A 25,869-nucleotide genomic window follows, 5' to 3' on the forward strand; every position below is an offset into this window, starting at 1 on the left:
ACATTCCGAACCCGGAAGCTAAGCCTCACAGCGCCGATGGTACTGCAGGGGGGACCCTGTGGGAGAGTAGGACGCCGCCGAACAATCATTGTGGAGAACCCCCGTCCGGGATACGGACGGGGGTTCTTTGCGTTTCCGGGGAATTCCGGGGACTTCCGGGCCGGCGTAACCGGACCGCTCCTCCGGGCCTCCGGCCCGGGGCCCCCGGACGGCTCCGGGACCGTCAAAAAGCCGCTAAAACTGCCCGCGCAGGGACTCGATCAGCGGAAATCCGCAGCTCGCGCCGTAGTCTCGAAGGTGAGGGGAACAGGTGTCCGGGGTGGTCCCCGGGCCGGGCCGGATCAAGAATGGTGCACATGGGACGCGGCAGGCTACGGATCTACCTCGGGGCGGCGCCCGGGGTCGGCAAGACGTACGCCATGCTCGCCGAGGCGCATCGGCGGTCCGAGCGTGGGACGGACGTCGTGGTGGCGTTCGTCGAGGACCACGGGCGGCAGCACACGGCACGGCAGGCCGTCGGCCTCGAGGTGGTGCCCCGGCGGGACCTCGCGCACCGCGGGGCCGCGTTCACGGAGATGGACCTGGACGCGGTCCTGGCACGCCGGCCGCAGGTGGCGCTGGTGGACGAGCTCGCGCACACCAACGTGCCGGGCTGCCGCAACGCGAAGCGCTGGCAGGACGTCGAGGAACTGCTCGCGGCCGGCATCGACGTCGTCTCGACCGTCAACATCCAGCACCTGGAATCGCTCGGCGACGTCGTCGAGGGCATCACCGGGGTGCGGCAGCGCGAGACCCTGCCGGACGAGGTGGTCCGCCGGGCCGACCAGATCGAGCTGGTCGACATGTCGCCGCAGGCCCTGCGCCGCCGCCTCGCACACGGCAACGTGTACGCGCCGGAGAAGATCGACGCCTCGCTGGCCAACTACTTCCGGCCCGGCAATCTGACCGCGCTGCGCGAGCTGGCGCTGTTGTGGACGGCCGACCGGGTGGACGAGTACCTCCAGAAGTACCGGGCCGAGCAGGGCATCGAGGGCACCTGGCAGGCCCGCGAGCGAATCGTGGTCGGCCTGACCGGCGGACCGGAGGGGGCGACCCTGATCCGCCGGGCGGCCCGGATCGCCGCCCGCGGTTCGGGCGGGGAGCTGCTGGCCGTCCACCTCTCCCGCTCGGACGGCCTGGCCGGCTCGGGCTCGGGGTCGTCTCAGGCGCTGATCGAACAGCGGGCACTGGTGGAGAGCCTCGGCGGCTCGTACCACGCGGTGCTCGGCGACGACCCCGCCGCCGGGCTGCTCGACTTCGCACGCGGGGTGAACGCCACCCAGATCGTGCTCGGCACCAGCCGCCGGCCGGCCTGGCAGTACCTCTACGGTCCGGGCGTGGGGACCACGGTGACCCGCGCCGCGGGGGACATCGACGTCCACATCGTCACGCACGAGCAGGCCGCGAAGGGCCGCGGGCGGATCCCGATCCGCAGGGTCACGGACCTGGGCAGGACCCGCGCGGTCGCGGGCTGGCTGATCGGTGTGGCCGGGCCGCCGCTGCTGGCGCTGGTGCTGACGAACGTCGAGGGTCCGGGCCTCTCCACCGACATGCTGCTCTTCCTGTCGCTGACGGTCTGCGCGGCGCTGGTGGGCGGGTTGTACCCGGCGATCGCCTCGGCGCTGGTCGGCTCCTCGGCGCTCAACTACTACTTCGCACCGCCGATCCACACCTTCACCATCTCCGAGCCGCAGAACATCATGGCGGTGGCGATATTCACCGCCGTCGGCATCGCGGTGGCCTCGGTGGTCGACCTGGCGGCCCGGCGCACCCATCAGGCGGCCCGCAGCCAGACCGAGGCACAGACGCTCGGGGCACTGGCCGGCACGGTCCTGCGCGGCGCGCCGAGCGGGGACGGGGTGCTGACCGCGTTGCTGGAGCAGGTCCGGGAGACCTTCCAGCAGGAGTCGGCGGCGTTCCTGGAACGGGTGGACCCGGTCGGACCGTGGCAGCCTCTGGCGACGGCCGGCCCCCACCCGCCGGAGCGGCCGGAGTCCGCCGACGTGGACGTGCCGGTCGGCGACACGCTGGCGCTGGCCCTGTGCGGCCGGGTCCTGCCTGCCGAGGACCGGCGACTGCTCGGCGCGTTCGCCGCCCAGGCCGCCGTGGTCCTGGAGCGTCGCCGACTGGCCGGCGAGGCCGCCGCCGCCCGTCGTGAGGCCGAGGGGAACCGGATCCGGACCGCACTGCTGGCCGCCGTCTCGCACGACCTCCGTACGCCGCTCGCCGGCATCAAGGCCTCGGTCAGCTCCCTCCGCTCGGCGGACGTCGAGTGGGACGAGGAGGACGAGGCCGAGCTGCTGGCCGGTATCGAGGCCGGGGCCGACCGGCTCGACCATCTGATCAACAACCTGCTCGACATGAGCCGGCTGCAGACCGGAACGGTCACCCCGCTGATCCAGGACACCGACCTGGACGAGGTGGTGCCGTTCGCGCTCGGCGGCGTGCCGCCGGGGGCCGTCCGACTGGACGTCCCGGAGACCCTGCCGATGATCCGGGCCGACGGGGGGCTGCTGGAGCGCTCGCTCGCCAACCTGATCGAGAACGCCGTCAAGTACAGCCCGGCCGGGACGAAGGTGCTGGTCAAGGCCGATGCGCTGCACCCTGCAGGCGGCCGGGGCCGGGTCGAGCTGCGGATCGTCGACCGGGGACCGGGGGTGCCGGAGGACGCCAAGGAGCGGATCTTCGCACCGTTCCAGCGGTACGGGGACGCGCCGCGCGGCGCCGGAGTGGGCCTCGGGCTGGCCGTGGCGCGGGGCTTCGTCGAGGCGATGGACGGCACCGTGACCGCCGAGGACACCCCGGGGGGCGGACTGACCATGGTCGTCACGCTGCCCGCCGTCGACCGCCTGTCCGAACCGTCCGTGCCGTCCGAACTCGCCGAACCGCCCGTGCCGCCCCGGCCCTCCGCGTCGGACGAGCCGCCCGGGTCGGACGGACCGGCCGAGCCGGCCGTCAACCCGGCCCCCGCGTGATCACTCCTGCCACACATGACCACTTCCGATCCGACTGCCCCGAAAGGCGGAGCCCGCATGACCCGGGTCCTCGTCGTGGACGACGAACCGCAGATCGTCCGCGCGCTGGTGATCAACCTCAAGGCCCGCAAGTACGAGGTCGACGCGGCACATGACGGCGCGAGCGCCCTGGAACTGGCCGCCGCCCGTCACCCCGACGTCGTCGTCCTCGACCTCGGCCTGCCCGACATGGACGGCGTCGAGGTGATCAGGGGGCTGCGGGGCTGGACCCGTGTGCCGATCATCGTGCTCTCCGCCCGGCACGCCTCCGACGAGAAGGTCGAGGCCCTGGACGCGGGCGCCGACGACTACGTCACCAAGCCCTTCGGCATGGACGAGCTCCTCGCCCGGATGCGCGCGGCCGTCCGCCGGGCCGAGCCGGTCGCCGGGGAGGACGACTCCCTGGTGGTCACCGACAGCTTCACCGTCGACCTCGCGGCGAAGAAGGTGAACCGGGACGGCGCAGACGTCCGCCTCACCCCGACCGAGTGGCATCTGCTGGAGGTGCTGGTCCGCCATGCCGGCCGGCTGGTCAGCCAGACCCAGCTGCTCCAGGAGGTCTGGGGACCCGCCTACCGCACCGAGACCAACTACCTGCGGGTCTACCTCGCCCAGCTGCGGCGGAAGCTGGAGCGTGATCCCTCGCACCCGCGCCACTTCATCACCGAGCCGGGCATGGGCTACCGCTTCGAGAGCTGACCGGTGAGGTCGTGGCCCGAGCCCGGTCCCGAGCCGGGTCCGGACCGGGAGCCGGGGCCCGGCGGGCCCTCCCGGCCGTCAGGGCAGCCCCCGGGCAGGCCCGGGCGGGCCCCGGGCCGGCTCCGGCGGCTTGCGCGACCTGCCGCCGAGGGCACGGAAACCGGTACCCTTCCGGCATGAGTGGTGACAACAGCAGCGGCCAGCCACAGGGGCGCTTCCGCCGCATGCTCAGTCGGCTGACCTCCTCCGCGGAGGAGCTGGAGGCCGAGGAGTTGCGCCAGGAGAGCGCCGCGGAGTCGGGCTGCACTCCGATCGCCAGCTGCGGGGACCGCCAACTGGTCACCGTGGCCGGCACCCTGCGTACCGTGACGCTCCGCCCGCGGGCCGGTGTGCCCGCCCTGGAGGCGGAGCTCTTCGACGGCACCGAGGCACTGGACGTGGTCTGGCTCGGGCGCCGCTCCATCACGGGTATCGAACCCGGTCGCCGGCTCGTCGCCAGCGGTCGGATCAGTCACGCGCGCGGGCGCCGGGTGCTCTTCAACCCCCGCTACGAGCTGCGTCCGGTCGGACACGGGAGCGAATGAGCGTGAGCAACCAGCCCGGCGGCGAGCCCGCCGCCCAGCTCGGCCTGGCCAAGATCGCGCCGGACGGCGACGACGAGGCGGCCCGCCAGGCGGCGGCCTCCCGGGAGGCCGCCGACACCGTGATGAAGGCGTTCGGCGGGGTCCGGGGCATGGTCGACATGACCCTGCCCGGCCTGGTCTTCATCATCACGTACAACATCACCCACAAGGTCCCGTCGGCCGCCTGGGCCGCGCTCGCCCTGAGCGGGCTCTTCGTGGTGGTCCGGCTGGCCAAGCGGGAGACCGTCCAGCACGCCTTCAGCGGGGTGTTCGGGGTCGCCATCGGCGCCTGGATCTCGATGAAGACCGGCAAGGCGGAGAACTTCTACCTGCCCGGCCTGCTCTGGAACGTCGGCTACTGCGTGGGCCTGGCGATCTCGGCGCTGGTCCGCTGGCCGCTGATCGGCCTGATGCTGGGCCCCGTCACCGGCGAGATGTTCACCTGGCGCAAGGAGAACCCGGGCCGGCTGGCCGCCTACGTCAAGGCCACCTGGGCGTGGGTGGTGATCATGGGCATCAAGCCGTTGATCCTCTTCCCGCTGTACTTCACGCACAACGTCAACCTGCTGGGCTGGCTCAAGGTCGCCCTGGGCATCCCGCCCCTGCTGCTGGCGATGTACGTGACCTGGCAGATCCTGCTGAAGGCGCCGCCGCCCATCAAGGCGCAACTGGACGACGAGGAGCCGGCCGCGCCGGCTGACCCGGTCGCCCGGGCGCACGACGCCCGGCCGCACGAGCCGTCGTCGCCGGGGCAGTAGCGCGCGGCGGCTGCCAGGACACCGCACGAACGTCGAGGGACCCGTACTCACCGAGTACGGGTCCCTCGACGTTCGTGCGCGGGTGCTACTGGGCGCCGGAGGAGGCGGAGAGCAGGTTCTCCAGCTCCTCCTCCCGCTCCTGGGCCGCGACGAAGAGCAGCTCGTCGCCGCCCTCCAGGGTGTCGTCCTTGCGCGGCACCAGGACCCGGCCCTCGCGGATGATCGTCACCAGCGCGGTGTCCGGCGGCCACGGCACGTCGCCGACGCGGGTGCCGACCAGCTCGGTGTCGGCGGCGAGGGTCAGCTCGACGAGGTTGGCGTTGCCCTGGCTGAAGCGCATCAGCCGGACCAGGTCGCCGACGCTCACGGCCTCCTCGACCAGGGCGGACATCAGGCGCGGGGTGGAGACGGCGACGTCCACGCCCCAGGACTCGTTGAAGAGCCATTCGTTCTTGGGGTTGTTCACCCGGGCGACCACCCGGGGCACCCCGTACTCGGTCTTCGCGAGCAGCGACACGACCAGGTTGACCTTGTCGTCACCGGTCGCGGCGATCACCACGTGGCAGCGCTGCAGGGCGGCCTCGTCCAGGGAGGTGATCTCGCAGGCGTCGGCCAGCAGCCACTCCGCCATGGGCACCCGCTCCACGGAGATGGAGTTCGGGTTCTTGTCGATCAGCAGGACCTCGTGGCCGTTCTCCAGCAGCTCGCCCGCGATCGAGCGGCCGACGGCACCGGCTCCGGCAATGGCGACTCGCATCAGTGACCCTCCTTCTCCGGGCCCTGCGCGAACGCGGCCTCGACCGCGGTCAGGTCGGCCCGGCGCAGCATCACGTGCACCAGGTCGCCTTCCTGCACCACCATGTGGGGCGCGGGCAGGATGCCCTCGCCGAGCCGGGTGACGAACGACACCCGGGTGCCGGAGGCCTCTTCGAGTTCGCTCATCCGGTGGCCGACCCAGTCCGGGGCGTAGGCGACCTCGGCGAGCTGGACGGCGCCGCTCGGGTCCTGCCAGAGCGGCTCGGCGCCGCTCGGCAGCAGCCGGCGCAGCATCTGGTCGGCCGTCCAGCGGACGGTGGCGACGGTCGGGATGCCCAGGCGCTGGTAGACCTCGGCGCGCCGCGGGTCGTAGATGCGGGCCGCGACGTTCTCCACGCCGAAGTTCTCCCGGGCGACCCGGGCCGCGATGATGTTGGAGTTGTCACCGCTGGAGACGGCGGCGAAGGCGCCCGCCTCCTCGATGCCGGCTTCCCGCAGGGTGTCCTGGTCGAAGCCGACGCCGGTGACCCGGCGACCGTTGAACCCGGCGCCCAGGCGGCGGAACGCCGTCGGGTCCTGGTCCACCACGGCCACCGAGTGGCCCTGTTTCTCCAACGCTCGGGCGAGCGCGGAGCCCACCCGGCCGCAGCCCATGATGACGATGTGCACCGGCGCTACCTCACCCGTCCCGTTTGGGCCTTGACCTGCGCAAACACCGCTGTTCTCCGTTTCCCCGCCCCGGTCTCCGGGGTGGGCGTCCTCGTGTGGCTCGGTACGACAACCTGAGTGTTGCCCGCCTGCTCGTATCCGACACGCTAGCCGGTCCACCGAACACAGTCGCGACGAAGGGGGGGATGTCCGTCTGACCCGACGGCCGACTACCCCTACGATTCCTTAACGTGCCTATGCCGACTGACCTACCGAAACGCATCCTGATCGGGCGTGCGCTGCGCAGCGACAAGCTCGGGGAGACGCTGCTCCCCAAGCGCATCGCGCTGCCCGTCTTCGCCTCGGACGCGCTCTCCTCGGTCGCGTACGCGCCCGAGGAGATCCTGCTGACCCTGTCCCTGGCGGGTGTCTCGGCCATCCACTTCTCGTGGCAGATCGGCGTCGTCGTCGCCATCGTGATGCTCGCCGTGGTGGCCTCGTACCGGCAGAACGTGCACGCGTACCCGAGCGGTGGCGGTGACTACGAGGTCGCCACCGTGAACCACGGCCCGAACTCGGGCCTGGTGGTCGCGAGCGCGCTGATGGTCGACTACATCCTGACGGTGGCGGTCTCCACCACCTCGGGTGTCGCCAACGTGGTCTCGGCGGTGCCCGCGCTGCGCGGCCACGAGCTGACCCTGTCCGTCGTCCTGGTGATCGTGCTGATGGGCATGAACCTGCGCGGGGTGCGGGAGTCCGGCTCGGCCTTCGCCGTCCCGACGTACGCCTTCATGGTGGGCGTCCTCGGCATGGTGGTGTACGGCGTGGTCCGGCACTTCGGCCTGGGGCAGGACATCCCCGCCGAGAGCGCCGGCTTCCAGCTGGAGGCGACCCCCGGGAACGAGTCGCTGGCCGGTTTCGCGATGGTGTTCCTGCTGCTCAAGGCGTTCTCCTCGGGCTGTGCCGCGCTCACCGGTGTCGAGGCGATCTCCAACGGCGTGCCGGCGTTCCGCAAGCCGAAGAGCAAGAACGCCGCGACCACCCTGCTGATGATGGCGAGCATCGCCGTGGTGATGTTCATGGGCATCATCTGGCTGGCCCGGCTCACCGGCGTCCAGATGGCCGAGGAGCCCGAGCACCAGCTGGGCGGCGCCCCCGCCGACTACCACCAGAAGACCGCGCTGGCCCAGATCAGCGAGGCCGTCTTCTCGAACTTCACGCCCGGCTTCTACTTCGTCGCGGCCGTCACCGGCCTGATCCTGGTGCTGGCCGCCAACACCGCGTTCAACGGCTTCCCGGTGCTCGGCTCGATCCTCGCCCAGGACCGGTACCTGCCGCGCCAGCTGCACACCCGCGGTGACCGGCTGGCCTTCTCCAACGGCATCATCCTGCTGGCGCTGGCCGCGATCCTGTTCATCATCGCCTTCGACGCGGACCCGACCCGGCTGATCCAGCTGTACATCGTCGGCGTCTTCGTCTCCTTCAACATGAGCCAGTCCGGCATGATCCGGCACTGGACCAGGCTGCTGCGCACCGAGACCGACCCGGCCAAGCGGCGGCACATGCAGCGCAGCCGGGCGATCAACAGCTTCGGTCTGGTGATGACCATGGCGGTGCTGATCGTCGTGCTCGCGACCAAGATCAGCCACGCCTGGATCGCGATCGCCGCGATGGTCGTCCTGTTCGTGGTGATGAAGGCGATCCGCCGGCACTACGACCGGGTCTCCGCGGAGCTGGTCGCGGCCGAGGAACCGGACGACGTGGTGCTGCCCACCCGGGTGCACGCCATCGTCCTGGTCTCCAAGCTGCACAAGCCGGCGCTGCGGGCCCTGGCCTACGCGCGGCTGGCCCGCGCGCACACGCTGGAGGCGGTGACCGTCAACGTCGACCCGGCGGACACCGCGGCGCTGCGCGCCGAGTGGGACGAGCGGGGCATCGAGGTGCCGCTCAAGGTGCTGGACTCGCCGTTCCGGGAGATCACCGGCCCGGTGCTGGACTACGTGAAGAACCTTCGCCGCAGCAGCCCGCGCGACGTGGTGTCGGTCTACATCCCCGAGTACGTGGTCGGCCACTGGTACGAGCACCTGCTGCACAACCAGAGCGCGCTGCGGCTCAAGGGGCGGCTGCTGTTCAAGCCGGGAGTGATGGTGACCTCGGTACCGTGGCAGTTGGAGTCGTCCGAACGGCGCAAGCCGCAGAAGGCCTGGTCGGCGCCGGGTGCCGTCCGTCGTGGTGAGCCCCGGGCGCCGAAGGCCGTAAAGTCGGAGGTCTCCGCAAAGCCCGAAGGCACGACCGCCGCCCCCGCTGACAGCAGCAAGGACTCCTCCCAGTGACCCGCAATACCCCGCCCCGTTCGTCCGGCTCGTCCGGTGGTTCCCGTTCCGGTGCCTCCGGCAAGGGCTCCCGCAAGGGTGGCGCCGGCAAGCCCGGCCAGGTCGCCCGGCCGCGCTGGGGCAAGCCGTTCCGGCCTGCGGCCACCGACCGCGAGGGCTTCACCGCGCAGACGGCGCCGCTCGCGCCGGAGGAGCGTGCCCCGGAGCGTCCGGAGCAGTCCGAGCGCCCGCAGCGTTCCGAGCGCTCCGACCGGCCGCAGCGGTCCGACCGCCGGGAGGCGCGTGCGGATCAGCCGAAGGACGGTGCCCGCCCGCGCAAGCAGGCGGTGCGACCGCCGCGCGCGCTGCGGTCCACGACCCGCGCCCCGCGGGCCGAGGCTGCGCCCCGGGGCCCCGGCGGCGACCCGCTCGTCGGCGAGCGCTACGAGGTCGAGGTCGGCCCGGTGGCGCACGGCGGCGGGCACTGCGTGGCCCGGCACGAGGGCCGGGTGCTGTTCGTCCGGCACACGCTGCCGGGTGAGAGGGTGATCGTCCAGGTCACCGACGGGACCACCAAGTCCCGGTTCCTGCGCGCCGACGCGGTCGAGGTGCTGGAGCCCGCCAAGGAGCGCATCGCCCCGCCGTGTCCCTTCTCCGGGCCCGGCAAGTGCGGCGGCTGCGACTGGCAGCACGTGTCCCCCGGCGGGCAGCGCAAGCTCAAGGTGCAGGTGCTCACCGAGCAGCTGGCCAAGCTCGCCGGCCTGACCCCGGTCGAGGCCGGCTGGGACGGCAGCGTCGAACCGGTCGGCGGGAAGCTGCCGCCCGGCGAGGTGCCCGCCTGGCGGACCCGGGTGCAGTACGCCGTGGACCCGGCCACCGGCAAGGTCGGGCTGCGCAAGCACCGCTCGCACGACATCCAGCCGGTCGACCGCTGCCTGATCGCCGCCGCGGGCGTCACCGAGCTGGGCATCGAGGCCCGGGACTGGCCGGGCATCGTCTCGGTCGAGGCGATCGCCGCGTCCGGCTCCTCCGACCGCCAGGTGGTCCTCACCCCGGCGCCGGGCGCCCAGCTGCCGCTGGTCGAGCTGGACCAGCCGGTCTCGATCACCCGGATCGACGAGCAGGGCGACCCCCACCGCGTGCACGGCCGCAACTTCGTCCGCGAGCGCGCGGCCGGGCGGACCTGGCGGGTCAGCGACGGCGGCTTCTGGCAGATCCACCCGGAGGCCCCGGAGACCCTGGTCGACGCGGTGCTGGACGGCCTGGACCCGCAGTGGGGCGAGAACGCGCTCGACCTGTACTGCGGCGTGGGCCTGTTCGCGGGCGCGCTGGCCGACCGGGTCGGCGAGGAGGGCGCGGTGCTCGGCATCGAGTCCTCCAAGCAGGCGGTGGCCGACGCCAGGCACAACCTGGCGGCGCTGGAGAACGTCCGGATCGAGTGCGACCGGGTGGAGAAGCTCCTGCCGCGCACCGGCATCACCGCCACCGACCTGATCGTGCTCGACCCGCCGCGCGCGGGTGCCGGGCGGGAGACCGTCGCGCACCTGGCCGGGCTCGGCGCCCGCCGGATCGCGTACGTGGCCTGCGACCCGGCGGCGCTCGCCCGGGACCTGGCGTTCTTCCGGGAGGGCGGCTACCGGCCGGTCTCGCTGCGGGCCTTCGACCTGTTCCCGATGACGCACCACTTCGAGTGCGTGGCGATCCTGGAGCCGGTCGGCGGCGAGTAGCGGTCCGCCGGTGCCGGGCGGGGACGGACAGCCGCCCCGCGGGGCCGGTCGGACGGAGCGGATGTGACGGAGGCGGTACCCGGGTTCCCGGGTACCGCCTCCGTCGTCGGTCGGGGAGCCCGTGCTGTCGGGCGCGCGGCGGGGTCAGCGCAGGTTCTGCTCCTCTTCGTCGACACCGTGCGGGAGCGTGATGCCGTGCTGGGCGGCGAGCCGGATCAGCCCGGCGATCCGGCCTTCGTACGCCTGGACGCCGTCGGCGTCCCCTTCGGCGCGGGCGGCCGCGAGTTCCTTGCGGGCCTGGGTGAGCTGCTCGCGCAGCTCCTGGTCGAACATGGCTGTCATTGCCGGCCTCCACACCGGTCGGTGCCGCTCCAGGGAATGCTCAGGGCACTTCAGGTTCTCCGAAGGTGAAGAACTCTTCAAGTCTCACTCTCCGTGGGCGCCCGCGCGTCGCCGCCCGCGTGCGGGGTGCGTGCGCGCGCCCTTGTTGTGCTAGCACTTCGGCGCTAGCTTGGGATTCATGGGTAAGAAACAGCTGAACGTCCGGGTGGACGCCACCACCGCGGAGATGGCCCGGGAACGGGCGGAGCAGCAGGGGATCAGCATGAACCAGTACATCGAACGCCTCGTCCAGCAGGACATGGGCGAGGCCGGGCGGGTGTTCGTCGACGCGGCCGCGCAGTTCATGAAGGAGTACGAGACGGCCTTCCTGGCCGAGTTCGGCGGGGCCGACCTCCAGGACGTGCGTCGTTGAACCTGGAGGTCGACCTCTCGTGGCTGCTCATGACCGCCGAGCAGTACACACCCGGTGACCCGCAGGTCACCGACTACGGATCGCTGCTCGCGGCGGTCTCCCGGCATCAGGCCGAGATCTTCGACATCGCCGTCTACCCCGAGCCGCAGGACCGGGCGGCCGCCCTGATGCACCAACTGATCCGGGTGCCGTCCCTGGAGAAGACCAACGAACTGTTCGCCACCGCCGTCGCCTACGCCTACCTGGTGGCCAGCGGCTGCACGGTGGCGACCACCGCCCGCGAGGTGCGCAGCCTCGCCCGGGCCATCCGCGAGGGGCGGCTGGGCGTCTCCGGGGTGGCGGACCGGCTGGCCGCGTGGGTGGTGGACGAGGCCGAGGGCGAGGGTGTCAGCGGTGAGGAGGACGAGGACTCGGACTGAGGATCACGCGGGGGAGGGCCCGGCTGTGTCGGAGGCGGCTTCGGCGGCTCCGGTGGCTTCGGCGGCGGGTGCGCCGGGCTCGGCGGGCTCGGCGATCAGCGCGGTGGCGAAGGGGCGGAAGCCCGCCCGGCGGTAGATCCGGGCGACGTTCTCGTCGGCGGCGGACAGGAACACCGTCCGCACCCCGTTGGCCCGCGCGTGCGCGACCAGCGCCGCGGTGACCGCGAGACCGAGGCCGCGCCGGCGTGCCGTCGGAAGGGTTCCGACGCCGGCCACCTCGGTGACCGGGCCCACCGGGTTGTGCTGGCCCGCGCAGAGCGCCGCCCCGTCCTGCACGGCGGCGGCGACCACGGTGCGCCCCGAGGAGATCTGCCCGGCGGTCCGCTCCACCGTGCCGTTGGACGCCAACTCCATGGCCAGCGCGGTCAGTTCCTCCGGCCCGGCGTTCCCCACGCCGGTACCCGGCTCGCCGAACGCCAGATGCGGGACGGCCACCGCAGCCGCCAGCGCCGGGTCGCCGGCGGCCAGCACCCGGACGGTCACGCCGTCGGCCGGTCCGCCGTCCGAATTCGGCTCGTCCTCCGGGCCGAGGACCAGCAGCGGGTGCTCGTGCACCACCAGCCCCGCCTCCTCGACCGCCGCGCGCAGCAGCGGATCGTGCTCGGCCACCCACTCGAAGGCCTCCGGCAGCCCCAGCTCGCGCTGACGGTCGAGCACCCGGCGGACGTCCCCGGCGGTGGCGGCCGGGCCGTCGTGGCCCAGCGCGGGACGGGCGTAGTACGGCCAGCCCTCGCCCTCGCGGACGAAGAGGCTGAGCGGTCCGAAGTCCTCGACGCGGGCGGCGGCGCGCGGGACCGCGTCGTAGTAGCGCTCGATCTCGTCGAGGAGGGCGCCGGGGGCGTGGGCGGCGTGGGTGGCGGGGGCATGATCGGCAGAAGTCACGCCGTGCATCCAAGCAGGACCGCCGGGTTCCCGCCACGGTATTTGCCGGGGCGGCGAAGCTCCCGCCGGCGGCCGGTGCGCATGCGGACGGGCCGGGGGCGGCAAGGTCCGGGGGCAGCCGGGTGCGGCCCTGCCCGGGCATTTCGGCGCGATTGTTGCCGAACGCTTACAGGCCGGGCGATCTTGCGTACGGGCCGCGTGGCATCCTGGGGCCTTTACAGCTCTGCCGGACGGGAACGGCGGACGTCCGCGCTGGGTGAAGCGAGGGGGATGGACAGGCTCATGAAGCTCTGCTTTCTGGTGGAGGAGCACTACCGGTACGACGGCATGCCGCTCGACGTCGTGCGCCAACTCACCGCGTGGGGGCACCGGGTGGACGTGCTGCGCCCCGGTGACTCGTTGATGGCCGTCTCCGAGGCGGTCCGGGCCGGCAGCCACGACGCCTGGGTGCTCAAGACCGTCTCCGGCGGCCCCGGCCTCACCCTGCTGGAGGCGGCCGCCGCCGTCGGCCTCACGACCGTCAACGACGCCCGCTCCATCCGCGGCGTCCGGGACAAGGCGCTCGCCTCGGTGATCGCCCGCACCCGGGGGCTGCCCGTCCCCGTCACCTACGCCGCCGCCCGCTGGGAGCGGCTCGCCGAGATCCCGGCCGCCGAGTACCCGTTGGTCGTCAAGCCGGCCGACGGCAGCTCCGGGCGGGCGGTGCGGCTCGTCCGGGACCCCGGACACCTCGTCGAACTCGGCCCCCTGCTGGCCGGCGAGGGCCTGCTGATCGCGCAGCCGTACGTTCCCAACTCCGGCACGGACCTCAAGGTCTACTGCGTCGACGGCGAGCTGTACGCCACCGAGCGGCGCTCCCCGCTCAACCCCGACCAGGGGGTGCGGGAGCGGCAGGTGCCGCTCGCCCCCGAGGTCGCGCGGATCGCGGGGCAGGTCGGGGAGGTGTTCGGGCTCGACCTCTACGGCGTCGACGTGCTGCTCGGGCCGGACGGGCCGGTGGTCGTCGACGTCAATGACTTCCCCAGCTTCCGGCAGGTGCCCGACGCGGTCGCGCGGGTCGCGCGGGCGGTGCTGCGGCTCGCCCGGACCGGCACGGCGGTCACCGCCCCGGCCGCGCTGGGAGCGGCGGGCCTGGGCGTGCCCGGCCTCGCGGCGGCGGATCTGGCGACCATGCGCCTGGGCGTGTCGGGCGTGGGGGCGCCCGGCCCGGGCGGCGGGCCGCCGGCGGCCGAGCCCGGGGTGCCGGTCGGGAACGGGCCGGAACCGGTCCGGCTGCCCGCGCAGGGCGGCGGGGCCGTGGGGGCGGGCGTCGGCGCCGGGGGAGCCGGCGGCGCGATATGAGGATCGGCCTGCTCGCCTCGAACCCGGACCACCCCGTGCTCGCCGCCACCGCGGCGCTGCTGACCGCCCGGGGCCACCTGGTCGAGGACCTCGACCCGACCACCGGCCCCGGCGAGCCGTCCGAGCGGATCGGCCCCGGCGAACTCGCCGACGTCTACCTGCTCAAGGCCCACACGCCGCGGGCCCTGGCGCTCGCCCGGCACCTGGAGGAGCGCGGCGCACCCGTCGTCAACTCGGCTGCGGCCACCGAGCTCTGCCAGGACCGCACCGCCATGGCCGACCTCGCGGTCCGGGCCGGGCTGCCCTTCGCCGCCACCCGCACCGTCGCCGATCTGGCCGATCTGGTGGCGCAGCCCGACCACCCGGCCCCCGGCTTCCCGTTCGTCGTCAAGAGTCGTCACAGCCGCCGCCACGACCTCGTGGCCCGGGTGGACGACGCGGCCCGGCTGCGCGCCCTCGCCGGGGAGTGGCCCGGCGAAACCGTCGTCGTCCAGCCCTATCTGGCGAGCACCGGGTGGGACCAGAAGCTCTGGGTCGTCGCCGGGCAGGTGTTCTGTGCCCGCCGGCGCTCCGAGCTCACCGACCCGGGCGTCAGTGAACTCCACCACCCCGGAGGGGCGTTCGGCCCTGCGGAGCTGCCCGCCGACCGCGCCCGGCTCGCGCTCCGGGTCGGCGAGGTCTTCGGCCTCGACGTGTACGGCGTCGACCTGCTGGACGGACCCGCCGAACCGGTCGTGGTCGACGTCAACGCCTTCCCCGGCATCCGGGGCCAGGCCGGCGCCCCCGAGGCGCTGGCCGCGCTCGCGCTGCGGGTCGGCGGCGCGGGCCCGCGATCCGTCCCGGCGCAGCGACCGGCCGGAACCGGGCCGGGGGCCGTCGACCCGCGGGCGTCCGACACCCGGGCCGAGTCCGGTGCCGAGTCCGGTGCCGAGTCCGGTGCCGACTCCCGGCCGGACTCCCGTGGCGGCCTTCGTGCCGGCCCGTGGGCGGACAGCTCCTCGCCGGTGGGCCGCCGGACGGCCGGTCCGGCGGATGCGGGCCCGGGCGGCGCCGGTCGTTAGGCTGGCCCTCCGGCCGGACGACGCGACCGGATGGCGAGAGAAGACGGACCGTTGCTGCAGGACATCGAGCCCTACCTGGCCTGCCCGCACTGCGCGCAGGCGCTCACCCTCGACGGGCGCACCCTGCGCTGCCCCGGCGGGCACAGCCACGACCTCGCCAAGCAGGGCTACGTCAGCCTGCTCGCCGGTGACGCCCACACCGGTACCGGCGACACCGCCGGGATGGTCGCCGCCCGCAGCGACTTCCTCGCCGCCGGCCACTACCGGCCGATCGCCGACGCCCTCGCCGAGTCGGCGGTCGCGGCGGATCCCGAAGGGCTCGTCGCCGACCTCGGGGCAGGCACCGGCCACTACCTCGCCCACGTCCTCGACGCCCTCCCCGGACGGCCCGGTGCGGCCCTCGACATCTCCAAGTACGCGCTGCGCCGCGCCGCGCGGGCCCACCCCCGGATCGGCGCCGTGGTCTGTGACGCCTGGCGGCCGCTGCCGCTCCTGGACGCCTCCGCCGGGCTCGTGCTCAACGTCTTCGCGCCGCGCAACGGCCCCGAGATCCGCCGGGTGCTGCGCCCCGGCGGCACCCTGCTGCTGGTCTCACCCACCCCGCGCCACCTGCGGGAGCTCGTCACCGCCCTCGGTCTGCTCTCGGTCGACGAGGACAAGCAGCGGCGGATCGACGAGAAGCTCGGTCCCCACCTGACGCCCGCCGGGCGGCGGGAGGTCGAGTGCGCGCTGCGGCTCTCGGCCGAGGACGTGCGAACCGTGGTGGGCATGGGTCCGAGCGCCTGGCACACCGACCCGGAGGTGCTGGCGGCACGGCTCGCGGAGCTGCCCGACCCCGTCGAGGTGACCGCTTCCGTCACCGTCGCCGCCTACCGGCGCTGAGGCCCCGGTCGGGGCCCGTGCGGCTGTCCGGGTGCCGGCGGACGGTGCCCGAGTGGCCGTCCGTGCGGCGGCGGACGATGCCCGGGTGGCGGATCCGCCGGTGCCGCGGGTGCCCGGGTCCCGCGGTTCGACCCCGATGGGATGAATCTGCCGGGCAGGCACGTTTCTGCCGCTCGACCGGAGGCTAACGTCCGACGGGTGAACCGCGACGCCACCCGGACCGCCGTGCCGGCCCACCCACAGCAGCGCACCTCGGAACCCGGCCCACCGGCCGCCCGGCGCCCGACCGTCGAGGAGGTCCGGCTCACCTCGTTCAAGTCCTACCGGCGCGCGGTGCTGCCCCTCGCGCCCCTCACCGTGCTGCACGGGCCCGCCGGGGTCGGCAAGTCCAACGCGCTCGACGCCCTCGCCGTGCTCTCCCGGCTCGCCCTCGGGGAGGAGATCACCGACTCCCTCGACGGGGTCCCCGGCGCCGCCGGCCCCCTGGCCACCCCCGTCCGTGGTGGTCTGGACGGCTGCGTCCCGCACGGCCGCAACGCCGTCATCCTCGGCTGCACCGTCCGGTCCGCCGACGGGCCCGTCGGCCTGGAGATCGTCGTCCGCACCGACGGGCCCGTCCGGATCGCCCGGGAACAGCTCACCCTGGACGGCCGGACCCTCGTCGAGACCGGCGAACAGGACCTCCGCAACCGGCGGATCAACGTCAGCTGGCACAACGACACCCGGCAGGGCGACATCCGCGCGCCCTTCCCGAGCGGCACCCTGATCACCGCGCAGATCCCGCTGCGCGTCGCCGGCTCCTCGCCCGGTGAGCGGAAGGTGCTGGCCGCCGCCGAACAGCTCCTCACCGCGCTCCGTGAGGTCTTCCCCGTCCACCCCGTGCCCGCCCTGATGCGCGGCTGGGCCCGCCCCGACCCGCGCGCCCGGCTGCTCGGCAACGCCGCCAACGTCTCTGCCGTCATCGCCCGGCTCAGCAACGAATGCGGGCGCCGCTACGGGCAGTTGCTGCGCGTGGTGCAGGACGCCGCGCCGCACCCGCTGCTCGGCCTCGACCTCGCGCACCGCGGCAGCGGCGCCGACCGGCGGGTGCTCGCCGTCTTCGACGAAGGCGTCCTCGGCCGCACCGGCGCCGACCAGGCCTCCGACGGCATGCTCCGCCACCTCGCCTTCTCGGCCGTGCTGCTCACCGGCGCCGGGGTGCTCGACCTCGACGTGGCCGCCGAGGTGCCGTGGGCGCACCGGCAGCTCACCGTGCTCGCCGAGGACCTCGGCGCCGGGCTCGGCACCGACCAGACCGCCTCGCTGCTGCGGCTCGCCCGCGACATGTCCGGACGCAACCAGCTGCGCGTGCTCACCACCCTCCAGGAACCGGCCGCCGCCCGCGAGGCGCTCGGCGGGCCCGGCGACCTGCCGCCCGGGGCCGCGCTGGTGGAGTGCCGACGGGACCCCGACTCCGGGCACACCGTGCTGCGTGCCGAGACGGCCCGGGTGCCGGCGCAGGCGGCGCGGTGCGCCGGGTCGGCCCACGCGACGGCCTTCCCCGGGGCGGCCGTGTCGGGGGCCGCTTCCCCGGGGACCGGCCGGTCCGGGGTGGCCGCCGGGGAGGTGGCGGACGCCGGTGCGGTAGACCTGGACGGGTGAACGAACGAGAGACGGAGTCCGCGGCCCCGACCCTGGAGGGGCTGCGGCAGCGATTGACGGAGTTCGCCGCGGCACGCCGCTGGGAGCCCTTCCACACGCCCAAGAACCTGGCGTCGGCGCTGACCGTGGAGGCCGGCGAGCTGCTGGAGATCTTCCAGTGGCTCACGCCCGAGCAGGCGTCGGCGGTGATGGCCGACCCGGACCGCGCGCACCGGGTGCGGGACGAGGTGGCGGACGTGCTCGCCTACCTGCTCCAGTTCTGCACCGCCGTCGGGGTCGATCCGCTGACGGCGCTGGCGGCCAAGATCGAGCGGAACGAGCTGCGCTTCCCGGTGCCCGGAGCCCCCTCCGAAGGCGGTGACGTCAACCCCGAGAGCGGATCATCGCCCGTGTGAGGGACAAAAGTTGTCCACAGCCCCCGGGTTGTCCACAGCTTTCCGGCCGTCCGGTGCGGACCCTCCTTCTCGGGCCGCACGCTGTCGCCGTGACCGTGCGGCAGGGCGCCGTACGGGCGAGGGAAGGGTGGTCGGACATGGAGGCGCTGCGACTGATCAAGACGGCCCGGCACGCCCTGGCGGAGACCAGGAACGTGCCGGACGTGCTCGCCGAGGCGCGACAGGCGGCGCTGCTCACCGAGGCGGTGGGTGCCCGGCTGGCCGAGTCGGACGAAGGTGAACTCGCCGGGCTGGGGCAACAGTTGGTCGAGTCGGCAGCCCACGCGGCGGGCTGTCTGGACCAGTCGGGAGGTGACGCGTCGGCGGTGACGGCGTTCGGCGTCGGCGGCAGGGCGGGGCGGCTCACCGACCTCGGTGACCTCGAACCGGCCCTCGGCGAACTCGGCGGGTTGCTGCGGGACGTCGGCGAGACGCTGGTGGTGCTGGCCTGCGGGGCCGACACCGAGAGCCTCTACTGGACGTGCATCGACGGGGTCGACGCCGGGGCGGAGTGCACCGATCTCGTCGGCCGACTGCTGCAGGCCGTCGGGAGGGCGACGGAGGAGGACGGCCCGCCCGGCGAGGACGGAAGCACACCGGAGAACCACAAGCAGGAGATCCGCGTGGGGGCGGACCGTACCGAGGAGGCTCGGGCCGAGGAGGTGTGTCCGGAGGAGAAGGACGTGCCGGTGCTGCTCGCACCGCCGGCCGGGCGGAGGGGGCCGCTGCTGGTGGTCCGGCTCGACCCGCCGGGCGCGGCGGCGAAGGTGGCGGTGCCGAGGGGCGGGGCGGCCGGGCTGCCCGGTCAGCGGGTGGCGGTCGGGTCGCCGGCGTCGTCGGTACGAGGGCCGGCGGCCCGGTTGTCGCCGGTGCCGGTCGGGCCGGCACCGCCCGGGGCGGGGGTACGGATGCCCGAGGACTGCAGTTCGGCGAGGTCCGCGGTGACCGAGGCGAGTAGTTCCTGCATCTGCTCCAGCAGGCTCCTCGGGGTGGCGGGCGCGGCCGACCCGTCGCCGGCGGAGTGCTGCGGGGCGGCGGACGCCTCGGACCGGAAGTCGGGCATGAGGGGACCTCTTCGGATCGGTGGTGCGGCGTGAAGCCGTCGGCGGCGGCCTGACGCGCCCCGCCGCTGCAACCAACGAACTCCCCGAACCGGAGTCACCGACGACCACCCGATGCGGTCCGACCGGCGCCGGCCGTCAGCCTCCCGGGTGACCTCGGCTTGCCGCCGCGCGGCCTCCTCGGTCAGACGCAGCCCGCCGCACGTGATCGCCCGCCGCACGTGATCGCTCGCCGCCCGGGACGGGAAGAGCCCCGGCGTCGCAGCGGCGGCGCCGGGGCCCTCGGACACCCTCCCCGCCGTGCCGCCCGCGTTCACGAGGCGGACGGCACGGCGGGAAAGGGGGAAGAGACCACACCCTCGAAGGAGACAGGTGTCAGTTGTGGGCGTGCAGGTCGGCGTTGAGGCCGCCCCACGAGCCGGAGCGGGCGATGACCTCGACCGCACCGGACTGGGAGTTGCGGCGGAAGAGGAGGTTGTCCTGGCCGGACAGCTCGACGGCCTTGGCCACGGTGCCGTCCGGGGTGGTCACCCGGGTGCCGGCGGTGACGTAGAGGCCGGCCTCGACGACGCAGTCGTTGCCGAGGGAGATGCCGATGCCCGCGTTGGCACCGAGCAGGCAGCGCTCGCCGACCGAGACGACCTGCTTGCCACCGCCCGACAGGGTGCCCATGATCGAGGAGCCGCCGCCGATGTCGCTGTGGTCGCCGACCACGACACCGGCGCTGATCCGGCCCTCGACCATGGAGGTGCCCAGCGTGCCGGCGTTGAAGTTGACGAAGCCCTCGTGCATCACGGTGGTGCCGACGGCCAGGTGCGCACCGAGCCGGACGCGGTCCGCGTGGGCGATGCGCACACCGGACGGGGCGACGAAGTCGGTCATCCGCGGGAACTTGTCGATCCCGTAGACGGCGAGCTGCCCGCCCTGGGCGCGCACGGCCAGCCGGGCCTGCTCGACCTTCTCCACCGGCACCGCGCCGATGCTGGTCCACGCCACGTTGGCGAGCAGACCGAAGATGCCGTCGAGGTTCTGGCCGTGGGGCTTCACCAGGCGGTGGCTGAGCAGGTGCAGGCGCAGGTAGGCGTCGTGCGCGTCGATCGGCTTCTCGTCCAGCGAGGCGATGGTGGTGCGCACGGCGACCACGTCGACGCCGCGGCGGGCGTCGGCCCGCAGCGCCTCGGCGGCGCCGGCGCCCAGCTCGGCCTCGGCCTGTTCGGTGGTCAGGAGGACGGTCCCGGCGGGGCCGGGGTCGGCAGCCAGCACGGGGGCCGGGTACCAGGTGTCGAGGATGGTGCCGTCGGCGGCGATGGTGGCCAGACCGGCGGCAACGGCGCCGCTCACGGGGGTGGTGGATTCTGCAGTCACATCGTGCACGTTAACGAATGCGGGCCCCCGGTGCCGAACACGCTCACCGTCCGGACAGGGCCGGGGGGCCGCCGCATCCGGACGAAAACCGGCTGTCCGAGGGCTCGGAGCTGGGCGATACTCGGACAGGTGTTCATGTCGATTTCAGCCACCGGCACCGCCGGGAGCCCGGCCACCGACCTGGCGCGCCTGTTGAACCGGCCGCCGGACGCGGTCCAGCGGGCCGCGACCGCGTACGGCGAGGCGCACGTCTTCTTCCCGGAGGTCGGCGACGAACGCTGCACGGCCGTCCTGCTGGTGGAGGCGGATCCGGCACCGTCCCGCAAGGGGCGGGGCGGCGGGCCGTCCGGCGCGTCGGACCTCGCGCGCGTCCGGGCCGGCGACGATCGCCCCTACGTCGTGTCGTCACGGTTCGCGGCGGCGCTGCGCACCGTCTTCCGGGCGGTGATCACGGCCGCCGACCCTGCCGATCGCGCTCTCCCGCTGCGCATCGAGCTGCCCGCCGTCCGCGTCGACGGTGAGCGCGGCCTCGGGGGCGGTGCGGGCGAGGGCGGCCGTGTGGCGCTGGTGCGGCGACTGTTCGAGCCGCTGGGCTGGCGGGTCGAGGCGGCGGCGATCCCGCTGGACGAGGAGTTCCCCGAGTGGGGGGAGTCGCCGTACGTCCGGCTCGGACTGGAAGCGGCGTCGGCCCGACCGGCCGACGCGCTCCGACAGCTGGCCGTACTGCTGCCGGCGCTGGAGGGCGTCACGGACCAGTGGGTCGCGCCGGAGGGGGTCGGCAATCTGTTCTCCGCCGACGCGGACTGGCTGGCCCGGCACCCCGAACGTGAACTGATCGCCCGTCGCCTGGACCACCACGGGCCGCCCGGGACCGACGGCGCCGGGTACGGCGACGGTGAACCGGACAGCCCGGTCGAGGGTGCTGACGGCGACGGCCGCACGGCCGCCGTCGAGGCGGGCCGGGCGGCGGTCCTGGCCGCGCTGCGCGAGGTCGGTGCCGCCCGGGTGGTGCACCTCGGCTGCGGCCGGGGCGAGTTGATCGAGGCACTGCTGACGGACGCCCGGTTCACCGAACTGCTGGGGGTGGACGTCTCGCTGCGTGCGCTGTCCACCGCCGCACACCGCCTCGGTCTGGAGCGCACGACGGAGCCGGCGCCGGAGTGGGCGGCCACCCGGCGGACGGTCCGGGTCGGGTTGGTGCAGGGCGCGCTGATGTACGCGGACGCCAGGCTGAAGGGTTTCGACGCGGCGGTGCTCGACGCCGACGTGGTCGGGCGGGCGGACCCGGACCGGCGTCCGGCCCTGGAGCACGCGGTGTTCGGGACGGTGCGCCCGGCGGCGGTCGTCGTCACGTCGCAGGCCGGTGATCCCGGGTTCGGCACCTGGGCGGAACGGGTGGCGGCCGAGCACGGCTACACCGTCACCATGGCCGCCCCGGCCGGGCCGGCCCTCTTCAGACGCGGTACCCCCACCCTCGGAGGAGGCGAGTCCCGATGACCGGCGACGAAACGAACCCCGGCGCCCCCGCTCCCGGGACCCCCGGGCCGAGCAGCCTCCCGGCGGCGGCGACAGCAGCGGCAGAGGTCGCGGTCGCCGCCGACGCCGAGGCGCCGCCGGCCGTGACGGTGACGGTGACCGAGGGCTCCCTCGTCGTGCTGGTCGGCACCAGCGGCGCGGGCAAGTCCACGTTCGCCCGACGCCACTTCCGCCCGACCGAGGTGGTCTCCTCCGACACCTGCCGCGCGTTGGTGGCCGACGACGAGAACGACCAGTCCGCCTCCGCCGACGCCTTCGACGTCCTGTACTACATCGTCGGCAAGCGCCTCGCCGCCGGCCGGCTGACCGTGGTGGACGCCACCAACGTCCAGGCCGCGGCCCGGAAGCGGCTGATCGCGATCGCCCACGAGCACGACGCGAGGCCGGCGGCGATCGTGCTGGACGTGCCGCCGGGCGTCTGCGCCGAGCGCACCCGTCTCCGGCAGGACCGCGACCTGCCCGCGTCCGTGATCCCGCGCCAGCACCGCGAGCTGCGCGCGTCCCTGGCCGGTCTGCAGAAGGAGGGCTTCCGCCGGGTGCACGTGCTGCACGGCGCGGACGAGGTGGCCGCCGCCGAGGTGGTACGGGAGAAGCGGCGCGTCGACCTGCGCCATCTGACCGGCCCGTTCGACCTGGTCGGCGACGTCCACGGCTGCCGCGCCGAGCTGGAGTCGTTGCTGCCCCGCCTCGGCTACCGGATCGTCCGGGACGAGGCGGGCCGGCCGGTCGACGCCGTCCCACCGGCCGGCCGGACGGCGGTCTTCGTCGGAGACCTGGTCGACCGCGGCCCGGACACGCCGGGCGTGCTGCGCCTGGTGATGGGCATGGTGGCGGCCGGTCACGCGCTCTGCGTGTCGGGCAACCACGAGCAGAAGCTCGCCCGGGCGCTGGACGGCGAGCGGGTGACCCTCTCCTACGGCCTGCGGGAGTCCCTCGAACAGCTGGAGTCCGAGCCGGAGGGCTTCCGGTCCGAGGCCCGGGAGTTCATCCGCGGCCTGGCCGACCACTACCTGCTGGACGGCGGCGACCTGGTGGTCTGCCACGCGGGCCTGCCGGAGCGCTACCACGGCCGCTCGTCCGGCCGGGTCCGCTCGCACGCGCTGTACGGGGAGACCACCGGCGAGACCGACGAGTACGGCCTGCCGGTGCGCCACCCCTGGGCGGAGGAGTACCGGGGGCGGGCGCTGGTGGTCTACGGGCACACGCCGCTTCCGGTGGCGAGCTTCCTGCACAACACCGTCTGCCTGGACACCGGCTGCGTCTTCGGCGGTGGGCTGACCGCGCTGCGCTACCCGGAGCGCGAACTGGTCACCGTCGAGGCGGAGCGGCAGTGGTACGCGCCGGTCCGCCCGCTGCTCAGCGACGCGCCGGGCGGGCGCGAGGGCCGTCCGCTGGACCTGGCCGACGTGGCGGGCCGCCGGGTGGTGGAGACGGCGCTGCACGGCCCGGTCGCCGTCCGGGCGGAGAGCGCGGCGGCGGCACTGGAGACGATGAGCCGCTCGGCGGTCGACCCACGGCTGCTGGTCCACCTGCCGCCGGCGGTGCCGCCGGGCCCCGCCTCGCACCGGCCCGGGTACCGGGAGCACCCGGACGAGGTCTTCGCCGCGTACCGCGCGGACGGGGTCCGGCACGTCCTGTGCGAGGAGTGGCATCCGGGCTCGCGCGCGGTGGTGCTGGTGTCCCGGGACGACGCGGCGCTGGCCCGGCGCTTCGGCCCGGCGGGCCCGGGGGCGGTCTGGTCACGGACGGGCGGGGCGCTGCTGGGCGACGAGGAGTGTGCCGCCCTGCTGCTCCGGTTGCGGGCGGCGGCCGAGCGGGCCGGGCTCTTCGAGGAGCTGGACACCGGCTGGCTGCTGCTGGACGCGACCCTGGCGGCGTGGCCGGTGACGGCCGACGGGCCCTCGCCGCACCGCGGGTACGCGGCGCTCGGCGCGGTGGCGGGCGCCGCGCTCCCGTCGGTTCTCGCCGCGCTGGAGCGGGCTGCCGACCGCGGGTTGGAGGTCGCGGCGCAGGCGGGCCGCCAGCGGCGCCGTGCGGCGGACGTCCGGGCGTTCACCGACGCGTACCGCCGGTTCGCGCGTCCCGGGGAGGGGCAGTCGGGTGTCCGGCTGGCGCCGTTCCAGGTGCTGGCCGGGGAGGGGGCGAACCTGGCGCTCCGCCCGCGGGAGGAGCAGCTGGCCCGGATCGACCGGCTGGTCGCGGCGGACCGTGCCGCAGGCCCCGTGGCCGGCGGCGCGGCCGGGCCCGGAGCACCGGTCGACCGGATGGGCGGTCCCGTCCTGTACCCGACCGCCCGGCTGGCGGTGGACACCGGGGACGAGGCGTCGACGGCCGCGGCCGTGGCGTGGTGGGAGGAGCTGACCGGGGCGGGCGGTGCGCCGGGCATGGTGGTCAAGCCGCCCGTGTCGCCGATGCGGGGCGCGGCGGGGGAGGGCCGTCCGGGCGGGCTGGTGCAGCCGGCGGTGAAGGTCCGCGGCCGGGAGTACCTGCGGCTGGTCCACGGTCCGGAGAGCCCGGACCACCCGGACCACCCGGAGCAGCGGGGGCAGCGGGGGCACCGGGAGCGTCCGCGTGGCGGCGCGCTCGGGCCGAAGCGCTCGCTGGCGCTGCGCGAGTACGCGCTCGGTCTGGAGGCACTGGACCGGCTGGCCGGCGGCGAGCCGCTCTGGCGGGTGCACGAGCCGGTCTTCGCCGTTCTGGCGTTGGAGGCCGAGCCGGTGGACCCCCGGCTGTAGGCGTCGACCGGTTCCGGTGGACCGGTCGCAGGCTCTTGCATAGAAATTCCGAGCATCGTATAGACTTGCTGCTTTCCGCCCGACCCGTCACCCCAGGAGCCTGGCATGGCGTTCAACCTCCGGAACCGGCACTTCCTCAAGGAGCTCGATTTCACGCCCCAGGAGTTCCGCTTCCTGGTGGACCTCGCCGCTCAGCTCAAGGCGGCGAAGTACGCGGGTACCGAGCGGCCCAGGCTGCGGGGCCGGAACATCGCGCTGATCTTCGAGAAGACCTCCACCCGGACCCGTTGTGCCTTCGAGGTCGCCGCCCACGACCAGGGCGCCACCACCACGTACCTGGACCCGGCCGGGTCCCAGATCGGCCACAAGGAGTCGATCAAGGACACCGCCCGGGTGCTCGGCCGGATGTTCGACGGCATCGAGTACCGCGGGCACGGCCAGGAGATCGTCGAGGAGCTCGCCGCCCACGCCGGGGTGCCGGTCTGGAACGGCCTGACCAACGAGTGGCACCCCACCCAGCTGCTCGCCGACGTGCTGACCATCACCGAGCACACCACCAAGCCGCTCACCGGGGTGACGCTCGCCTACCTCGGTGACGCCCGCTCCAACATGGGCAACTCGCTGCTGGTCACCGGCGCGCTGCTCGGCATGGACGTCCGGATCGTCGCGCCGCGCTCGCTCTGGCCGGCCGAGGACGTGCAGAAGGCAGCCCGGACGCTCGCCGAGGGCACCGGCGCCCGGATCACCCTCACCGAGGACGTGGCCGAGGGCGTGGCCGGCGCCGACTTCCTCTACACCGACGTCTGGGTCTCGATGGGGGAGCCCAAGGAGGTCTGGGCCGAGCGCGTCGCGCTGCTCAAGCCGTACCAGGTGTCGATGGGCACCGTGCGGGCCACGGGCAATCCGGCGGTGAAGTTCCTGCACTGCCTGCCCGCCTTCCACGACCTCGGCACGGTGGTCGGCCGGCAGCTGTTCGAGGAGACGGGGATGGCGGAGCTGGAGTGCACCGACGAGCTGTTCGAGTCGGAGCACTCCGTCGTCTTCGACCAGGCGGAGAACCGCCTGCACACGATCAAGGCCGTCCTGGTCGCGACCCTCGGGTCCTGACGGCGGACGGGCCCG

The 25,869-nt window shown here is 74.1% G+C and carries 22 protein-coding genes and 1 rRNA gene; 18 read left to right on the forward strand and 5 right to left on the reverse strand.

Translation table 11 applies throughout. From position 1 onward, the window contains the following. The 5 genes from rrf to PUR56_RS31325 form a co-directional block, all read left to right on the forward strand. Window positions 1-83, forward strand: a 5S ribosomal RNA gene (rrf, locus tag PUR56_RS31305); the annotation flags it as partial. A gap of 273 nt (window positions 84-356) precedes the next feature. Then, window positions 357-3,014, forward strand: a complete 2,658-nt coding sequence (locus tag PUR56_RS31310; protein ID WP_329951448.1) for a sensor histidine kinase KdpD — start codon at window positions 357-359, stop codon at window positions 3,012-3,014. A 57-nt stretch (window positions 3,015-3,071) separates the two neighbouring features. Then, a complete protein-coding gene (locus PUR56_RS31315; protein WP_329879912.1) occupies window positions 3,072-3,752 on the forward strand; it encodes a response regulator in 681 nt (226 codons plus the stop codon). Window positions 3,753-3,928: 176 nt separating this feature from the next. Beyond that, window positions 3,929-4,336: an OB-fold nucleic acid binding domain-containing protein gene (locus PUR56_RS31320; RefSeq protein WP_329879913.1), complete on the forward strand. Its 408-nt coding sequence runs from the start codon at window positions 3,929-3,931 to the stop codon at window positions 4,334-4,336. A gap of 2 nt (window positions 4,337-4,338) precedes the next feature. Beyond that, window positions 4,339-5,133, forward strand: a complete 795-nt coding sequence (locus tag PUR56_RS31325; RefSeq protein ID WP_329951449.1) for a DUF3159 domain-containing protein — start codon at window positions 4,339-4,341, stop codon at window positions 5,131-5,133. A gap of 85 nt (window positions 5,134-5,218) precedes the next feature. On the opposite strand, the gene PUR56_RS31330 is transcribed toward PUR56_RS31325, so the two are convergent. Both PUR56_RS31330 and PUR56_RS31335 read right to left on the reverse strand, forming a co-directional pair. Beyond that, complete coding sequence (locus tag PUR56_RS31330; protein ID WP_329879916.1) at window positions 5,219-5,890, reverse strand: potassium channel family protein; 672 nt, start codon at window positions 5,888-5,890, stop codon at window positions 5,219-5,221. Further along, the gene (locus PUR56_RS31335) at window positions 5,890-6,558 is read right to left on the reverse strand and encodes a potassium channel family protein (protein WP_329879918.1); all 669 of its coding nucleotides are present in this window, start codon (window positions 6,556-6,558) and stop codon (window positions 5,890-5,892) included. Before PUR56_RS31335 ends, PUR56_RS31330 begins: the two co-directional genes overlap by 1 nt. 230 nt (window positions 6,559-6,788) lie before the next feature. On the opposite strand from PUR56_RS31335, the gene PUR56_RS31340 reads away from it, so the two are divergent. Beyond that, the gene (locus PUR56_RS31340) at window positions 6,789-8,870 is read left to right on the forward strand and encodes an APC family permease (RefSeq protein ID WP_329951450.1); all 2,082 of its coding nucleotides are present in this window, start codon (window positions 6,789-6,791) and stop codon (window positions 8,868-8,870) included. A 344-nt stretch (window positions 8,871-9,214) separates the two neighbouring features. After that, a complete protein-coding gene (locus tag PUR56_RS31345) occupies window positions 9,215-10,576 on the forward strand; it encodes a class I SAM-dependent RNA methyltransferase (RefSeq protein ID WP_329951647.1) in 1,362 nt (453 codons plus the stop codon). 144 nt (window positions 10,577-10,720) lie between these two features. Here PUR56_RS31345 and PUR56_RS31350 read toward each other — a convergent pair whose 3' ends face one another. Then, entirely contained in the window at window positions 10,721-10,918 is a 198-nt protein-coding gene (locus PUR56_RS31350) for a hypothetical protein (protein ID WP_329879921.1), read from the reverse strand. Window positions 10,919-11,096: 178 nt separating this feature from the next. On the opposite strand from PUR56_RS31350, the gene PUR56_RS31355 reads away from it, so the two are divergent. After that, a complete protein-coding gene (locus PUR56_RS31355; protein ID WP_329879922.1) occupies window positions 11,097-11,330 on the forward strand; it encodes a toxin-antitoxin system HicB family antitoxin in 234 nt (77 codons plus the stop codon). Continuing rightward, the gene (locus tag PUR56_RS31360; protein ID WP_329879923.1) at window positions 11,327-11,749 is read left to right on the forward strand and encodes a fic family toxin-antitoxin system, toxin component; all 423 of its coding nucleotides are present in this window, start codon (window positions 11,327-11,329) and stop codon (window positions 11,747-11,749) included. Before PUR56_RS31355 ends, PUR56_RS31360 begins: the two co-directional genes overlap by 4 nt. 3 nt (window positions 11,750-11,752) lie before the next feature. Here PUR56_RS31360 and PUR56_RS31365 read toward each other — a convergent pair whose 3' ends face one another. Next, complete coding sequence (locus PUR56_RS31365; protein ID WP_443034599.1) at window positions 11,753-12,700, reverse strand: GNAT family N-acetyltransferase; 948 nt, start codon at window positions 12,698-12,700, stop codon at window positions 11,753-11,755. Window positions 12,701-12,973: 273 nt separating this feature from the next. Here PUR56_RS31365 and PUR56_RS31370 point away from each other — a divergent pair, with 273 nt between their 5' ends. The 6 genes from PUR56_RS31370 (at window position 12,974) to PUR56_RS31395 (ending at window position 19,147) form a co-directional block, all read left to right on the forward strand. Beyond that, window positions 12,974-14,032, forward strand: a complete 1,059-nt coding sequence (locus PUR56_RS31370; protein ID WP_329951452.1) for an ATP-grasp domain-containing protein — start codon at window positions 12,974-12,976, stop codon at window positions 14,030-14,032. Further along, entirely contained in the window at window positions 14,029-15,093 is a 1,065-nt protein-coding gene (locus tag PUR56_RS31375) for an ATP-grasp domain-containing protein (RefSeq protein WP_329951453.1), read from the forward strand. The genes PUR56_RS31370 and PUR56_RS31375 overlap by 4 nt, the downstream gene beginning before the upstream one ends. 51 nt (window positions 15,094-15,144) lie before the next feature. Continuing rightward, the gene (locus PUR56_RS31380; RefSeq protein WP_329951648.1) at window positions 15,145-15,975 is read left to right on the forward strand and encodes a putative RNA methyltransferase; all 831 of its coding nucleotides are present in this window, start codon (window positions 15,145-15,147) and stop codon (window positions 15,973-15,975) included. Between the two features lie 198 nt (window positions 15,976-16,173). Next, entirely contained in the window at window positions 16,174-17,616 is a 1,443-nt protein-coding gene (locus PUR56_RS31385; RefSeq protein WP_329951454.1) for an AAA family ATPase, read from the forward strand. Further along, the gene (locus tag PUR56_RS31390; RefSeq protein ID WP_380361314.1) at window positions 17,613-18,011 is read left to right on the forward strand and encodes a nucleotide pyrophosphohydrolase; all 399 of its coding nucleotides are present in this window, start codon (window positions 17,613-17,615) and stop codon (window positions 18,009-18,011) included. The genes PUR56_RS31385 and PUR56_RS31390 overlap by 4 nt, the downstream gene beginning before the upstream one ends. An 89-nt stretch (window positions 18,012-18,100) precedes the next feature. Further along, window positions 18,101-19,147, forward strand: a complete 1,047-nt coding sequence (locus PUR56_RS31395; RefSeq protein WP_329951455.1) for a DUF6099 family protein — start codon at window positions 18,101-18,103, stop codon at window positions 19,145-19,147. 339 nt (window positions 19,148-19,486) lie between these two features. Here PUR56_RS31395 and dapD read toward each other — a convergent pair whose 3' ends face one another. Next, window positions 19,487-20,476, reverse strand: coding sequence for a 2,3,4,5-tetrahydropyridine-2,6-dicarboxylate N-succinyltransferase (gene dapD / locus PUR56_RS31400; protein WP_380361316.1), 990 nt, complete (start codon window positions 20,474-20,476; stop codon window positions 19,487-19,489). Window positions 20,477-20,611: 135 nt separating this feature from the next. Here dapD and PUR56_RS31405 point away from each other — a divergent pair, with 135 nt between their 5' ends. The 3 genes from PUR56_RS31405 (at window position 20,612) to argF (ending at window position 25,854) form a co-directional block, all read left to right on the forward strand. Beyond that, window positions 20,612-21,973: a 3' terminal RNA ribose 2'-O-methyltransferase Hen1 gene (locus PUR56_RS31405; RefSeq protein WP_329951457.1), complete on the forward strand. Its 1,362-nt coding sequence runs from the start codon at window positions 20,612-20,614 to the stop codon at window positions 21,971-21,973. Then, complete coding sequence (locus tag PUR56_RS31410) at window positions 21,970-24,747, forward strand: polynucleotide kinase-phosphatase (protein ID WP_329951458.1); 2,778 nt, start codon at window positions 21,970-21,972, stop codon at window positions 24,745-24,747. The genes PUR56_RS31405 and PUR56_RS31410 overlap by 4 nt, the downstream gene beginning before the upstream one ends. A gap of 105 nt (window positions 24,748-24,852) precedes the next feature. Beyond that, window positions 24,853-25,854, forward strand: coding sequence for an ornithine carbamoyltransferase (gene argF / locus PUR56_RS31415; protein ID WP_329951459.1), 1,002 nt, complete (start codon window positions 24,853-24,855; stop codon window positions 25,852-25,854). Window positions 25,855-25,869 lie beyond the last annotated feature (15 nt).

It is taken from the genome of Streptomyces sp. BE303 (assembly GCF_036290945.1).
Taxonomy (GTDB): domain Bacteria; phylum Actinomycetota; class Actinomycetes; order Streptomycetales; family Streptomycetaceae; genus Kitasatospora.

What these genes read in the sequence shown, in the direction of transcription:
- PUR56_RS31375 (WP_329951453.1), top strand. Translation starts at nt 14,029, where the DNA reads ATGAGGATCGGCCTGCTCGCCTCGAACCCGGACCACCCCGTGCTCGCC.
- PUR56_RS31355 (WP_329879922.1), top strand. Translation starts at nt 11,097, where the DNA reads ATGGGTAAGAAACAGCTGAACGTCCGGGTGGACGCCACCACCGCGGAG.
- PUR56_RS31320 (WP_329879913.1), top strand. Translation starts at nt 3,929, where the DNA reads ATGAGTGGTGACAACAGCAGCGGCCAGCCACAGGGGCGCTTCCGCCGC.
- PUR56_RS31310 (WP_329951448.1), top strand. Translation starts at nt 357, where the DNA reads ATGGGACGCGGCAGGCTACGGATCTACCTCGGGGCGGCGCCCGGGGTC.
- PUR56_RS31365 (WP_443034599.1), bottom strand. Translation starts at nt 12,700, where the DNA reads ATGCACGGCGTGACTTCTGCCGATCATGCCCCCGCCACCCACGCCGCC.
- PUR56_RS31405 (WP_329951457.1), top strand. Translation starts at nt 20,612, where the DNA reads ATGTCGATTTCAGCCACCGGCACCGCCGGGAGCCCGGCCACCGACCTG.
- PUR56_RS31350 (WP_329879921.1), bottom strand. Translation starts at nt 10,918, where the DNA reads ATGACAGCCATGTTCGACCAGGAGCTGCGCGAGCAGCTCACCCAGGCC.
- PUR56_RS31315 (WP_329879912.1), top strand. Translation starts at nt 3,072, where the DNA reads ATGACCCGGGTCCTCGTCGTGGACGACGAACCGCAGATCGTCCGCGCG.
- argF (WP_329951459.1), top strand. Translation starts at nt 24,853, where the DNA reads ATGGCGTTCAACCTCCGGAACCGGCACTTCCTCAAGGAGCTCGATTTC.
- PUR56_RS31330 (WP_329879916.1), bottom strand. Translation starts at nt 5,890, where the DNA reads ATGCGAGTCGCCATTGCCGGAGCCGGTGCCGTCGGCCGCTCGATCGCG.
- PUR56_RS31410 (WP_329951458.1), top strand. Translation starts at nt 21,970, where the DNA reads ATGACCGGCGACGAAACGAACCCCGGCGCCCCCGCTCCCGGGACCCCC.
- PUR56_RS31370 (WP_329951452.1), top strand. Translation starts at nt 12,974, where the DNA reads ATGAAGCTCTGCTTTCTGGTGGAGGAGCACTACCGGTACGACGGCATG.